This is a genomic window from Achromobacter seleniivolatilans, from assembly GCF_030864005.1.
Classification (GTDB): Bacteria; Pseudomonadota; Gammaproteobacteria; order Burkholderiales; family Burkholderiaceae_B; genus Achromobacter; species Achromobacter seleniivolatilans.
In genome coordinates this window covers 4,199,598-4,213,447 of sequence record NZ_CP132976.1, presented here as the reverse complement: position 1 = coordinate 4,213,447, position 13,850 = coordinate 4,199,598, and the positions used below count along the sequence as shown (strand labels likewise).

12 protein-coding genes are annotated in these 13,850 nt (G+C 62.8%); 4 read left to right on the top strand and 8 right to left on the bottom strand.

Annotated elements, in window-relative coordinates; genetic code table 11:
* Positions 1 to 50: 50 nt before the first annotated feature.
* From RAS12_RS19010 to RAS12_RS18990, 5 genes are all read right to left on the bottom strand, one after another.
* Positions 51 to 1,139: an ABC transporter ATP-binding protein gene (locus tag RAS12_RS19010; protein ID WP_306938056.1), complete on the bottom strand. Its 1,089-nt coding sequence runs from the start codon at positions 1,137 to 1,139 to the stop codon at positions 51 to 53.
* On the bottom strand, positions 1,132 to 2,901 hold the full coding sequence (locus tag RAS12_RS19005) for an ABC transporter permease (RefSeq protein ID WP_306938054.1): 1,770 nt from the start codon (positions 2,899 to 2,901) through the stop codon (positions 1,132 to 1,134). Before RAS12_RS19005 ends, RAS12_RS19010 begins: the two co-directional genes overlap by 8 nt.
* 147 nt (positions 2,902 to 3,048) lie before the next feature.
* On the bottom strand, positions 3,049 to 4,146 hold the full coding sequence (locus RAS12_RS19000) for an ABC transporter substrate-binding protein (protein WP_306938052.1): 1,098 nt from the start codon (positions 4,144 to 4,146) through the stop codon (positions 3,049 to 3,051).
* A gap of 207 nt (positions 4,147 to 4,353) precedes the next feature.
* A complete protein-coding gene (locus RAS12_RS18995) occupies positions 4,354 to 6,840 on the bottom strand; it encodes a sensor histidine kinase (protein ID WP_306938049.1) in 2,487 nt (828 codons plus the stop codon).
* Complete coding sequence (locus tag RAS12_RS18990; RefSeq protein ID WP_306938047.1) at positions 6,827 to 7,498, bottom strand: response regulator transcription factor; 672 nt, start codon at positions 7,496 to 7,498, stop codon at positions 6,827 to 6,829. Before RAS12_RS18990 ends, RAS12_RS18995 begins: the two co-directional genes overlap by 14 nt.
* A gap of 145 nt (positions 7,499 to 7,643) precedes the next feature.
* Here RAS12_RS18990 and RAS12_RS18985 point away from each other — a divergent pair, with 145 nt between their 5' ends.
* A complete protein-coding gene (locus RAS12_RS18985) occupies positions 7,644 to 7,820 on the top strand; it encodes a hypothetical protein (RefSeq protein WP_306938045.1) in 177 nt (58 codons plus the stop codon).
* 351 nt (positions 7,821 to 8,171) lie between these two features.
* On the opposite strand, the gene RAS12_RS18980 is transcribed toward RAS12_RS18985, so the two are convergent.
* From RAS12_RS18980 to mpl, 3 genes are all read right to left on the bottom strand, one after another.
* Positions 8,172 to 10,076 carry a ribonuclease catalytic domain-containing protein gene (locus tag RAS12_RS18980; protein WP_306938043.1) on the bottom strand — a complete coding sequence of 635 codons (1,905 nt, stop codon included), beginning with the start codon at positions 10,074 to 10,076 and terminating at the stop codon, positions 8,172 to 8,174.
* A 73-nt stretch (positions 10,077 to 10,149) separates the two neighbouring features.
* Positions 10,150 to 10,752 (bottom strand): YqiA/YcfP family alpha/beta fold hydrolase, encoded by a 603-nt coding sequence (locus RAS12_RS18975; protein WP_306938041.1) that lies wholly within the window; start codon positions 10,750 to 10,752, stop codon positions 10,150 to 10,152.
* A 31-nt stretch (positions 10,753 to 10,783) separates the two neighbouring features.
* Complete coding sequence (mpl, locus tag RAS12_RS18970; RefSeq protein WP_306938039.1) at positions 10,784 to 12,154, bottom strand: UDP-N-acetylmuramate:L-alanyl-gamma-D-glutamyl-meso-diaminopimelate ligase; 1,371 nt, start codon at positions 12,152 to 12,154, stop codon at positions 10,784 to 10,786.
* A gap of 96 nt (positions 12,155 to 12,250) precedes the next feature.
* On the opposite strand from mpl, the gene RAS12_RS18965 reads away from it, so the two are divergent.
* The 3 genes from RAS12_RS18965 (at position 12,251) to accB (ending at position 13,848) form a co-directional block, all read left to right on the top strand.
* Positions 12,251 to 12,784 carry a TlpA family protein disulfide reductase gene (locus tag RAS12_RS18965; protein ID WP_306938037.1) on the top strand — a complete coding sequence of 178 codons (534 nt, stop codon included), beginning with the start codon at positions 12,251 to 12,253 and terminating at the stop codon, positions 12,782 to 12,784.
* An 89-nt stretch (positions 12,785 to 12,873) separates the two neighbouring features.
* The gene (gene aroQ, locus RAS12_RS18960) at positions 12,874 to 13,308 is read left to right on the top strand and encodes a type II 3-dehydroquinate dehydratase (protein WP_306938036.1); all 435 of its coding nucleotides are present in this window, start codon (positions 12,874 to 12,876) and stop codon (positions 13,306 to 13,308) included.
* 87 nt (positions 13,309 to 13,395) lie between these two features.
* A complete protein-coding gene (accB, locus tag RAS12_RS18955; RefSeq protein WP_306938035.1) occupies positions 13,396 to 13,848 on the top strand; it encodes an acetyl-CoA carboxylase biotin carboxyl carrier protein in 453 nt (150 codons plus the stop codon).
* Positions 13,849 to 13,850: the final 2 nt, after the last annotated feature.

Here is a 13,850-nt window from a genome sequence, read left to right as displayed (position 1 = left end):
GCGGGATCATGGCTGGTGGTCACCGCGCCGGGGCTGGCCCCGGCGCAGGGTCAGGCCGGTTTGCGCGGGAAGACCCAGACTTTGCTGGCCGGCAATGCCAGGCGGCACGGTCCGGCTTCACGGCCTTCCGGGCCATAGGCGCGCAGAGCCAGCGTATTGGCGGGGTCCGCGTCCGGGGTGCGGAACAGGTATTCCCAGCGGTCGCCCAGATACATGCTGGTCAGAAGCGGCATGTCCAGATGGTTGCCGTCGGGGTCGTCCGCAAGGCGCACCTGTTCGACACGGATCACGGCGGTGGCGTCCTGGCCCTGGGTCACGCCTTCGCCGGCCTTGCCCCATAGCGCCCAGCCGCGGCCTTCGATGCGGGCCTTGCCGTCACGGACTTCAGTCACCTTGCCGTCCAGGCGGTTGTTGCTGCCCATGAATTCCGCCGTGAACAGCGTGGACGGCGATCCGTACATTTCCTGCGGCGTACCCTGTTGTTCGATCTTGCCGTTGTTCAGCAGCAGGATGCGATCGGAAATCGCCATGGCTTCGCTCTGATCATGGGTCACCATCAGGGCCGACAGCCCCAGGCGGATGATCAGTTCGCGCAAAAAGGCGCGGGCCTCTTCGCGCAGCTTGGCGTCCAGGTTGGACAGGGGTTCGTCCAGCAAGATGACAGGCGGGCTATACACCAGCGCCCGGCCGATGGCCACGCGCTGCTGCTGGCCGCCGGACAACGCGTGCGGATGGCGATGGCCCAGTTTGCCCAGGCCCAATTGGTCCAGCACGGCCTGCACGCGCTCACGCACTTCGGCGGACGGCACCTTGCGCAGCTTGAGCGGGTAGGCCACGTTTTCGTAAACGGTCTTGTGCGGCCACAGCGCATATGACTGGAACACCAGGCCCAGATTGCGCTCTTCGGCCGGAATCTCTTTTCTGGCGCCGCCATCGTAAACAATACGCTCGCCAATCGTGATGCGGCCGCGCTTGGGGCCTTCCAGGCCAGCCACGGCACGCAGCAATGTCGTCTTGCCACTGCCTGACGGGCCCAGCAGCGATACCACTTCGCCCTGGCGCAGTTGCATCGACACGCCCTTGAGCACCGGGTTGTCGCCGTAGTCCAGGTGCAGGTCTTCTACAGAAAGCTCAATCATGAAGTTTGACTCCGAATCGCAGGGCGATGCCCAGGCCGATCACGACCAGAACGATATTGATGAAGGAAAGCGCAGCCACGATGTCGATGGCGCCCGAGGCCCACAACGACACCAGCATGGAACCGATGGTTTCCGTGCCGGGCGACAACAAGTAGACGCCGGTGGAGTATTCGCGCTCGAAAATCAGGAACATCAGCAGCCACGAACCAATCAGGCCGTACTTGGCCAGCGGCACGGTGACGTGGCGGGTGACCTGACCGCGGCGCGCGCCAGCGCTGCGGGCAGCCTCTTCCAGTTCCGGCCCCACTTGCAGCAACGTCGACGAGATCAGGCGCAGGCCATAGGCCATCCACACAACCGTGTAGGCCAGCCACACGCTGAAGATGGTGCTGCGCATGGCGCGCAGCCATTCAATGAAGTTTTCCCGCAGCCATTCGGCAAAAGGCAGTGCAGACAGCCAGCCATCTTCCAGTGAGTTGTCCAGCCACATCGGCACGAACAGGAACACCCACAAGAATGCCAAGCCTGCCAGCAGGCCCGGCACGGCGCGGGGAACCAGCACGCTGTAGTCCATGAAGCGCGTGACGTTGTCCGGCTTGCGGTGCATGGCCAAGCCCACGAACATGTAGCACATCACCGCCAGCGCACCGCCAAACACGCCGATCGCCACCGAGTTCACAATGGCGCGCATCAGGTTCGGTTGAGCGAACACGGTGCGGAAGGCATCTAGCGACAACACGTCGAAGAGCGACACGCCCATGCCCCAGTTGGACACGAACGCGCGCAGCAACACACCCAGCAGCGGCACGACGATGGTGACCAGCAGCCAGAACGCCACCACGGCGCCCGCCACCCAGCGCCACTTGCCCAGCGGCAGCGGACGGGCGCGCGATGCCTTGCCCTTCACGGTCACAAAGCGGTTGGCGGTGCGCATCAGGCGGCGCTGCAGCATGACCAGCGGAATCGTCATGCAGATCAACACCACCGCAACCGCGGCCATCAGGTGATACGACGGGATACCCAGCTTGTTGGTCAACTTGTACAAGTAAGTCGCCAGCACGAGGTTGCCTTCCGGATCACCCAGCACCAGCACCAGACCGAACACTTCCAGTCCCAGGAAGAACAGCAGCACGGTGGCGTACAGCATGGCCGGACGAACCATCGGCAGGCTGACCGACACCATCACGCGCAACGGCGACGCGCCGGTGACGCGGGCGGCTTCTTCAACGTCCGAACCCATGCTGCGCAGCGCCGACGAGATGTACAGATAGGCGTGCGGCACGTGCGTCAGGCCGGCGATGATGACGATGCTGGTCAGCGAATAAACGTTCCAGGGCACAAAACCCAGGATGTTCTGCGCCCAGATCGAAAAAAAGCCGACGGGACCGGCAGCCACCACGTAGCCAAAGCCCAGCACCATAGGCGACACGAACACCGGCACCAGGATCATCGGCTCGATCCAGCGGCGGCCGGGCAGGTCCGTGCGGATCATCAGGAATGCCAGCATGCCGCCTAATGGAATGGCAATGATGGCCAGGCCAAAGGCAAGAATGAAGCCGCTTTTCAGCGCCTTATAAAAATCGGGGTCCGCAAAAATGAAGCGGAATGCATCCAGGCTGAAGACCTTGGACGGGGAAAAGAAGGGCGCCGAGAGAAAGCTCTGAATGATGATGAACGACAGCGGCACATAGATGGCCAGTGCCGTGATCAACACCACCACGCCGCGCGGCAGGGACTGCCATTTTCTGCGCAATGACTGCATGGGGAAATCCTGTTGTCTCAAATGACGCGACGGTCGCGCCGCCGGGTAGGACGTATCCGCCCCGGGGGCGGTCGACGGGCGGCGATGGCCGCCCGCAACGCGTGTGCCAGGTGCAGAGCAAACCCATTGCTCTGCACCTGCGCGGCATTACTTGCCTGCCGCAGCGCGCCAGTCCTTGATGAACTGCAAGCGCTTGTTTTGCTCCAGGTAGTCCAGCAGCGTTTCGTTGACCGGAATCGGCTTGAGCGAGGCGCCCAGCTTCTTGGTCATGCCGTCCACATCGTTGTCGCCTTCGATGTCGTCGCGCACCGATGCCAGGTCAGCCTGATTCGCCATGATGGTCTGGCCCTTCTGCGAGAGCAGGTAGTCCATCCACAGCTTGGCGGCGTTCTTGTTCTTGGCCTTCTTGCTGATGAACGCCACGCGGGACAGAACCAGCGCGTAGTCGGTCGGGTACGCCACGCCCAGCGACGGGTCGGTCTTGGCGCGCGTTTCAGCGTACGAACCCAGGATGTTGTAGCCGATCAGGTTTTCGCCAGACGACACGCGTTCCATCATGGTGCCCGTGGACGACTGCACGATCAGGCCGCCTTTGGCGATGTCCTTGAGCGTATCGAAGTACTTGGGATCGTTCGCCTTGTCCTGCACCGCCAGCATGAAGCCCACGGCCGACTTTTCGATGTCGTAGGTCGTGACCTTGTTCTTGAACTTGTCCGGTTGGCTGGCGATCAGCTTGGCCAGCGCGCCGTGCGTGGTGGGCACTTCAGCGGCGGGAATCAGGCGCTTGTTGTAGATGAATACGGCGGGCTCATACGTGGTGCCGTAGGCCGAATCCTTCCACACGGCCCAGGCCGGCAGCTTGCCGGCTTCGGGCGACTTGTACTGCATCGCGTAGTCGGTGGCCAGCTTCAGCGCCGAATCCATCGACGAGCTCCAGACGATGTCGCCGCTGCTGCCGCCCGCCGCCTGTTCGCTGATGTAGCGGTTGTACAGCTCGGTGCTGTTCATGTCGTTGTATTCGACCTTGATGCCCGGGTACAACGCTTCGAAGCCCTTGATGATGGGGCCGGCGGCCTTGGTGTCGGTGGTCGAATAGATCACGACCTTGCCTTCTTTCTTGGCGCCGTCCAGGATCTTCTGATAATCAGCCGGGTAACCCGTGGGCACGGCTTGAGCAAAGGCGCTACCGGTGGCGATGGCGAATGCAGCGGCGCAAGCGGCCGCCAGTTGGGACTTGGCAAGCATGGGTGTTGTCTCCGATTGGAATTTGTGTGAGCAGGATCTGGGTCCAGCGTGCGCCCATCTTAGGAGGCAGCGTCTGTCGTCGTCCTGTCATGGAGACCTTAGTCAGCTAGGGGTAATCCCGGGCGTATGTGATCGCCGTGCGGGCAGGCCGTGGCAAACCACGGCGGTTTGATGCGGCGCAGCAGCAGCGCTGCCGCCCGCAATGCACTACGGCCGCTTGGGCGTATCCGTCACCAGCCGGACCCAGTTTTGTACAAAGCGCGAATGACGCCGTTGATCCAACCCGACCAGCAAAGCAGGGCTCAGCACCACCGGCTGCACGATGCCGCGCGAGCGCGCCAGCACGGCTTCGGACGTCCAGCGCCCTGGCGTGTCTTCCATGATGGAACCCAGCGCCGCATGGCTGGATGCTACTTGCTGGCCCGCAGGCGACAAAAGCCAGTCCACCAGCGCCCGCGCCAGATCGGGGCTGGGCGCACGCCGTGAAATCAGCACGGAACGCGCCAGCACCAGGACATAGTCCTGCGGAAAGACCACGCCGATTTTGCTGCCGGCAGCTTGGCGCGACAGCGCATAAGACCCCAGGATGTTGTAGCCCAGGTCCATCTCGTCGTTCTCAATGGCGTCCAGGATCTGAGCGGTGGTTGGCGACAGACGCACGCCCACTTGCCCCATCGCGTTGGCCAGCCCCCAGAAATTCGAGGACACCAACTCGTCTTGCTCTGCCAGCAGATAACCGACACTGCTCGCTGCGATGTCGTAGGTGCCGACCCGGCCGTGCAGACTGGCCTGTTCGCGTTCCAGCAGGCGCAGCAGATCTTGACGCGATCTGGGCACAGTGGCTTCCGTAAAACGCTTGGGGTTGTAGACGATCACCGCCGGTTCGAACGTAAAGCCGTAAACCTCGTTACGCCATACCGCCCACGATGGCAGCTTGGGAGCGTAAGGCGACGCATAACTCAGCGCGTAGCCGTCATTGGCCAGCCGGATTTGCAGATCCGAGGCCGAGCTCATCAGCACGTCCACATTGGCCAGCCGCCCGTCGATCGTGGCTTCGTACAGCTCCCGGCTGCCGATCTCGCGGTAGGTTACAGAGACATCCGGCCGCAATGACTGAAAGCCCTGGATCAGCGGCGCGACGACAGGCGTATCGGTGGGCCCCGCGATAACCAGCGTGCGCGATGTGGGCTGCGGCGCGGGGTAGTGCGTGACGATCTCTTCAAGATCCGCCGCCTGCGCGGTATTGGGCGGCGCCGCCCACAACATCAGCGCCGTGCAAGCCGCGCCCAGCCACACCGAAAGATGGCGAGCCGCTTGCTGCGGGGCCAGAGGCAGAATGACGCGTGCGGACAGCCCGCCGCCCGGCCGGTCGTGCAGCCACAACGACCCGCCATGGGCCATTGCTACAGATCGCACGATAGCCAGCCCCAAGCCAGACCCGGACTGAGATTGACCGGCCCGCCCTCGGGTAAAGCGCTGCTGCACGGCTTCTTTCTCATCGTCAGAAATCCCCGGCCCGCGATCAGACACTGTCAGCGCCACGCGAAACCCCGCGACCGGCGTCGCTTGTATATCCACGGTGCCATCCGGCGCGTAGCGCAGCGCGTTATCCACCAGATTGCGCAGCATTTCACGCAATGCCACGCGGTCACCGGCAATACGCGCGCGGCGGACTTCCGGAGCGATCTCGATGCGTAGCCGACCAGCTTCCACGGGGCCGATGCGGCGCCGCGTTTCGTTGATGGTCTCCGCCACCCCCACCGGCTCCCGCGGCCCTTTGCCCAGGCGGTGCGTAATGGTGGCGTCCATCAGCAACTGATTGATCAACTGGCTGGCATGCGTGGCATTCAGATGTATGCGGCCGATGCGTTCGCGCAGGCGCGCCGGATCGGTTTCCTCAAGCGCCACCTCGGCCTGCGCGCGCAAAGAGGCAAGCGGTGTGCGGACCTGGTGCGTGGCGTCGGCCACCAGCGTGTTCAAGGTATCCATGATGATGGAAAGGCGCTGCATGAAGGCGTTCAACGCCTGCACCAGACTGTGCACCTCCCGCGGCACGGGCGTGGTCAGCGGCGTCAGGTCTTCGGGCGCGCGAGTGCGCAGGTCGCGCTCCAGCACGGCCAATGGCGCAAATGCACGCTGCACACCGAACCACAGCAGACCCAAGGCGACCAGCGACACAATCAACAAGGGCAGAACGCCACGCCCCAAAATTTCGTTGGCCAGTTCTTCACGCGAGCCCAGCGTTTCAGCCACGCGCACCGTCACCCAGCCCGCATGCTGGCTGGCGGACACAAGCCGCCCCACAGTCGCTACGCGCACCGCTTCGTCGTGATAGGTCACATACGCGAACACCGGCGTCGCTGCCTGCGCCAGCGGCAGGTTGGGAGCCAGATCGGCGTAACCAGTGATCAGCCGCCCATTGGACGCGCGCGCCTCATAAAACACACGCTCACTGCCCGACAGCATCGCCAGCGACGAAACGGGCGGCTCGACGGTCACGCCGTCATCTTCGATCTGCACGGACCCTGCGATCGTCAGCGCCGACGCCGCCAGCAGCCGGTCAAATGCCTGCTCGGCCGCGCGTTGCGCATAACCGCGCAAAAAAAACACCAGGCCGATCAGCGCGCACGCCAGCAACACCACGCCCAACGTGAAGACGCGGCGGCGGATCGAGGCGCTTTCAGGGATGCTCATGGCTGCGGGCCTGATAACCAACGCCGCGCACGGTAACGATATCAATCGACGCGCCTGCCAGCTTCTTGCGCAATCGCGATATCAAAAGCTCCAGCGCGTTCAGCGAGCCATCGTCCAGATCAAACAGCTGATTCATCAGCCGTTCCTTGGCAACCGTCTGCCCGATCCGGCCCAACAGAATCTCAAGCAACCGAAACTCCCGCCGCCCCAGCTCCAAAGGCGCGCCCGACAACATGACGCTGCGCCCCGCCAGATCCAGGCTGAGATTGCCATAAGTCGTGGTGCTGCTGGTCTGCCCGGCGGGTCGGCGCATCAGCGCCCGCAACCGCGCTTCCAGTTCACGCAAATCAAACGGCTTGACCAGATAGTCATCCGCGCCCAGATCCAGCATATCGATCTTGTCTTCGATTTCAGCGCGTGCAGTCATCACCAGCACAGGCGCTTCCAGCCCGGCGGCACGCAATTCACGTATGACCGAAAACCCATCCTTGCCAGGCAAATTGATATCCAGCACCAGCGCGTCCCAGGTCTCGTCCAGCCCCCACCGCAACGCCGCCAGCCCGTCATGCACCCACTGCACACTGTGTCCAGCCAGCCGCAACTTGCTTTCCACGGCATCGCCCAGATCGAGATTGTCCTCGACCAGCAAAATGCGCATCTTGTTCCTCCGGATGTTGTTGGTTTTTTCCGGGAGTGTAAGGGCACTATGCACGCAGCGGGCAATTGCCCGCGACGGCAATGCAGATTGCACAAGAGAAAGCCGCGCAAATCCACAGCCCCATCAAGGACAATCAAAATCTAAGATGCAAGATGATCGCCATCAGAACCGATGGGCGGCGCGCGATCAGATCAGCATGCGCAAACACCATCCCAACGCGCGCCACCCATCGCTTTTCACCACCACCGTACCGGCAGGACAATCGCAAACCGCTCCGCGCAAGCGCGAAGCGCCCACCGCCCCGACGCACCCCAACGCGTAGGCCGATAGCGCGCCGCCCGGGCGGCCGCAGAGGCGGGCAACGCAAAACTCGTCAGTAAACGCGAACCTAGCAGCGCAACGGCTTAAGACAGCGAGAGCCCCTTGACGCGGGCGACGTGGCTGCGAGCAACCTCGATGCGCCCGAGGGAATCTGAAGGGAAGGCCGCAGGCCTGGACGAAGATGACGAAGGGGCAGTCCGGAGCGAAGGCTCCGGACCGCAATCGCGGGCGCGAGCAGTCACGGCGCCTGCGGCGAGGGGCGGCCTACGAAGCCCCGCCTACGAAGCCCCGCCTACGAAGCCCCGCCTACGAAGCCCCGCCTACGAAGACGCCCCGCCGACGAAAAAAGACGCTACTCCTGCCCACCCACAGCAGCAGCAACCTCCCCCCCATACCGGCAATCCAACTCCAACCCCAACTCATCCATCCCCAAAATATCAATCTCCACAGCCGTCCCCCGCTCCAACTCCGGCATCCCGCCAACCCGAGTCACCAGCGGCGCATTCGCGAGCCGCACCAGATCGTCGCGCAAGACGTGGGCCACCGTCCGGGTGATGTTGTGCTGCTTCAACCAGCGCAGGCACCAGTAGCGCTCCATCGCACTCTGGAACTCCGCCCAGGCGGCGTACTGCGCATCGAACGCGCCGATGATCGCGAACAGATCCGGATCACGCGGTTTGAACGGCGCCACCAGACGCGCTGATACGCCGTGCTCCACGGCGGCAATCAGCTGCCACTGGTTGACCAGATCAACATAGCGGCGCAGCGGCGACGTGCTCCAGGCGTATTGCGGCACGCCGATGGCTTCGTGCGGCAGGGCTTGCGTGCTCATGCGCACACGGCCAGCCTGCTGCGAACGATAAATGCCGGGCACGCCGTGCTGGTTCAGCAGACCGCCCCACAGGTTGTTCGCCAGAATCATGTACTCGGCCACCATCCGGTCCAGCGGCGCATTGCGCTGGCGCGGCACCAGCCGCACGGGGGTGTCGGGGTCGTCCGGGTTGCCGTCCAGGTAGAAGCTGTATTCCACCCGCGAATTGTTCTCGGGCTTGCCACGCACGTTCTCACGCTGCGCGGACAGGGCTTGCGCCAGCTTCCACAGCGGACGCAGCCAATGGCCATAGGGCAGCTCGGCCGACGGATCGGCCAGACTGGCTTCCGTGACCTGGGCGTCCAGCATGTTGTGACGCAGGTTTTCGCGCACCACAACACGTTCCAAACGCGTTTCGGATTCGATGACTTCACCCGTTTCGGGGTCGGCCACCACATACAGCGACAACACCGGGACCTCACGGCCGGCATCCAGCGAGAACGCCTTGATGACGTTGTCCGGCTGCATCGGAATCTTGTCGCCCGGCATGTAGACGGTGGACAGGCGGGCGCGGGCCAGCTTGTCGAACTCACTGTCGCGCGTCACGGTCAGGCCGGGGGCAGCTACGTGCACGCCGACACGCAGGCGGCCATCGGGCAGCGTGGTGACAGACAGCGCGTCGTCGATTTCGGTGGTGGTGACGTCGTCCACGGAATAGATTTCAGCGTCCGACAGCGGCAGTTCGCGGTCGATCGGCGGAAGTTCCAGCTCCGGGAATTCCAGCCCGCGCGGGAAATTCACCGCCAGGAAGCGGCGCTTGTGCAGCGCGAGCGCGTGCGGCCAGGCGCCCAGCTCAAGCAGCAGACGGTCCGGACTCTTGCCCAGCTTTGCGCAGGCAGCGTCCAGCGCTTTCCATTGTTGCGAGTTCTTGTCCGGGCGAATCACCAGGGATTCGGCGACCTGGGCAATAGGTTCGGGCAAGCGGCCTGCGGCCATCTCGTCCACCCATTCTTGCTGCTGCTCGGCCTGGCGCTGCTTTTTTTCCAGCGCGCCCAGTGCGGCGGCCAGAATGTCGGGCGGGGCAGGGCGGTAGCGGCCTTTGCCACGGCGGTGGAAGTAGGCCGGCGCGCTGTGCAGGCGCATCAGCAACGCAGCTTGTTCCACGGGCGTGGGGGCATGGCCGAAGTAGTCGGCAGCCAGGGCTGGCGTATCGAAATCTTCTTGCGGCGCGCATTCCCACAAAAATTGCAGGTCCAGCGCGTCGGCAGCGGCTGCCGCCTGACTCATCAGCGCAGCGGGTTCGGGCGCCGCGAAATTGAACAGCGTGTTGGCGCGCTTGATTTTGCTGCGCTTGCCCGACTCCGATTCCACCTGAAGGCTGGCGTCGGTCTCGGACAGGATATTGCCGGCCTTGAAGCTGCCGTCGTCTTCGTAAAACACATACATGGTGGGGATCGTCCTGGGCGGCGCTTAGGCGCCGCCTTGCGCAGCTATATAGAGTGTTGAGGTTTGGTACTGATTATTGAGGGAGTACCGGCTTGCCGCCAAGGGCGAATTCAAGCACTTCGGGCATCCATTGGTCAAAATCGGATAAACCGTGGTCGCTGCCTTCCACGATACGCTGTCGGCAACCCGCGTAGCGATCGCGCATTTCACGCCAATCCAGCACCTCATCGCCTGTCGCCGCCAACAGGAAATACCGGTCGGGCTGCGTGATGCGGGGAGCGTGGATAGCCGTCAGTTCGTCTACATATTCAGGCAGAAAGACAAACGGCGCGTCGGAATGATACAGGTGGTGCTCGCCAACCTGGGTGGCGAGGTCCCGGGCGGCCTCGACAGCCGGGTTCAGCAAGACGGCCTTGCAGCCCAGTTGTTCGGCGAGCCAGGTGGCGTAGAAGCCGCCTAGCGACGAGCCGATCACGGTCAGCTCGCGGGGGGATTGCGCGGCGGCCAATTGGCCGCGGGCAATGTCCATGGCCAGTTCAATCGCCGCCCGGGGGCTGGCGGGCAGTTGCGGGCAGGCCCAGTCGGCCGACAACCCCCGTTCTGCCATGGCGTCGGCCATCATGCGCGCCTTCATTGATGCGGGCGAGGAACGAAAACCGTGAAGATAGAGAATCATTTCGTTCCTTTCGTGTGCGTCGTGTTCGGAATCAGGCGCGCGCCGCCAAGGCGTCGAGCAATTTGCCGTGCACGCCGCCAAACCCGCCGTTGCTCATGACCAGCACCTGATCGCCCGGACGGGCGGCGCCCGCCACGGCGGCAACCAATGCGCCGATATCATCGTAACTGGAAGCCCGGCCGCCCAAGGGCGCCAATACTTCTGCCGGGTTCCAGCCCAGCGCGTGCTTGCCGCTGTGAGCGCCGAAGCAGAACACCAGATCGGCGTCAGCCAGCGCTTCGGGCAGGCGGGCAGCCATGGTGCCCAGCTTCATCGTGTTTGAGCGCGGTTCCAGCACCGCCAGGATGCGCGCGCTGCCAACCTGCCGGCGCAGGCCTTCCAGCGTGGTGGCGATAGCAGTGGGGTGATGGGCAAAGTCGTCGTAGACCTTCACGCCGTTGACGGTGCCGCGCAGTTCCATGCGGCGTTTGACGCCGCCGAAACGCGTCAGCGCATCGATGCCTTGCGCGACGGGCACGCCCACATGCTCGGCCGCGGCCAGCGCCGCCAGCGCGTTCATGCGGTTGTGTTCGCCGCTCAAGTTCCAGCGGACGGTGCCGGCGGTGACGCCATTGCGCAGCACGCTGAACGCTCCGTCCGCATCCGGGGCCGTGGCCTGCCAGGCGCCATCGGGACCGAACGTGACGGTTTCCGACCAGCATCCGCGCGCAATCACCCGATCCAGTGCGTCTGAGCGCGCCGGCCGCACGATGCGGCCGGAACCCGGGATGGTGCGTACCAGGTGGTGGAATTGCGTTTCGATGGCGGCCAGATCGGCAAAGATGTCGGCGTGATCGTATTCCAGGTTGTTCAGAATGGCGGTGCGCGGGCGGTAGTGGACAAACTTGGAGCGTTTGTCGAAGAACGCCGTGTCGTACTCATCCGCTTCGATCACAAAGGGGCGGCGCGCCGGGTCGTATCGGGCAGAGACATGCAAGTCTTGGGCTACGCCGCCGATCAGAAAGTTGGGCGCCATGCCCGCAGCCTCAAGCACCCAGGCCAGCATCGAGCTGGTAGTGGTCTTGCCGTGCGTGCCCGCCACCGCCAGCACATGCGCGCCCGGCAGAATGTTGTCGCCCAGCCATTGCGGACCGGATACATAGCGCGCGCCCGATTCCATAATGGCTTCCATCAACGGATTGCCACGGCTGACCACATTGCCGATCACGTACAGGTCAGGTTTAAGCGCTAACTGTTCCGCGCCAAAGCCTTCGATCAGCTCGATACCCTGTTCGGATAATTGCGTGCTCATGGGCGGATAAACGCCCGCATCGCAACCGGTGACTTTGTGGCCGGCGGCCCGCGCGATCAGCGCCAGACCACCCATGAACGTACCGCAGATGCCAAGAATATGCAGGTGCATTGAAAACTCTCCTGTCCTGCATTGTATATATAGCGGGCTTGACGGCCGAGGCCACTCGTTGCGGCGCAAATCGGCGGCAGCGGTTATGATCGCGCCATGAATCGACGCCTACTTCTATCCGCCGGCGTGGCTGTTGCTGCCACGGTTGCTGGCGGCTACACCTTGCTGGGCCGCAAGACGCAAACGCCCGCAGCGCCTGCCGATGCCGGAGATCCGGTCGCCGCGCTGATGCAATTGCAATTGCCGGATCTGAACGGAGCGACGCACTCGCTGGCTGGCTGGAAAGGTCAGCCCATGGTGGTCAATTTCTGGGCAACCTGGTGCGCGCCGTGCGTGAAGGAAATGCCTGAACTCGACGCCTTGCAGAAAAAATATCCGAATATTCGATTTGTCGGCATCGGCGTCGATTCCGCTGCGAATATGCAAAAATTTGTCGAGAAAGTACAGGTTTCCTACCCCTTGTGGGTCATAGGCGCCGGTGCGATTGACACCCTGCGCAAGCTGGGTAATCCCAGTGGCGGGCTGCCTTTTACTATTGTTTTCAATGCAGATGGCGGAATTAACCGGAAGATACTGGGTGAAATTCAGCCCGGCGATCTGGATCAAACTTTATCGGGTTTGAAGGCGTAAGTCTGTTGGACAAATAGTAGGAATTGGCGTAAAAAGCTGGTTTATCGGCTGTTTTGCCAACAAATGGCAAACCACTCACTGGCAAGCGCATGGCGCAAAACATACTGGTATTGCATGGCCCGAATCTGAATCTGCTCGGCACCCGGGAACCTCATATCTACGGCAGTTTGACGCTGCCCCAGATCAATGAGCGTCTTGAGCTGCTTGCAGGTGAATTGGGCGCAACGCTGACAGCGTGGCAAGGCAATCACGAAGGCGCGCTGGTTGACCGCATTCAGGCGGCCCGGCAAGACGGCACAGACTTCATCATCATCAACGCGGCGGCATATACGCACACCAGCGTCGCAATTCGCGATGCGCTGGCTGGGGTCGCGATCCCTTTTATTGAAGTACATTTGTCCAATCTGTATAAGCGAGAGCCCTTCAGGCATCACTCTTATCTGTCCGACTTGGCAGTAGGCCTTATCAGCGGCCTGGGCGCGGACGGCTACGAGGCGGCTCTGCGTTACGCAGCGCGGCACTGATCTCGCAAAAACTCATCGCTTTTACATCTTATACGGCGCGGACCCCACGCTGGGACGCCGTCGACACTATCTCGGGAAGCAGCTTCTATGGACCTTCGAAAACTCAAAACCCTGATCGACCTGGTGGCTGAATCGGGTATCGCTGAGCTGGAAATCACGGAAGGCGAAGGCAAGGTACGCATCGTCAAGTTCTCGCAGACCTTGCAGCCCGTGGCCTACCACCAGCCCGAAGCTGGCGCGGCCGCTCCGGTGGCTCAAGCCGCCGCTGCCGCAGCACCGGCCGCAGAAGCGGCTCCGGTCATTTCCGGCCACGTCGTGAAGGCGCCGATGGTTGGCACGTTCTATCGTTCGCCGAACCCGGGCGCATCTCCCTTTATTGAAGTGGGCTCCACCGTCAAGGAAGGCGATCCGCTGTGCATCATTGAAGCCATGAAGCTGCTCAATGAAATCGAGGCCGACAAGTCCGGCGTCATCAAAGAAATCCTGGTCGAAAATGGTGAGCCCGTCGAGTACGGTCAACCCCTCTTCGTCATTGGCTGATA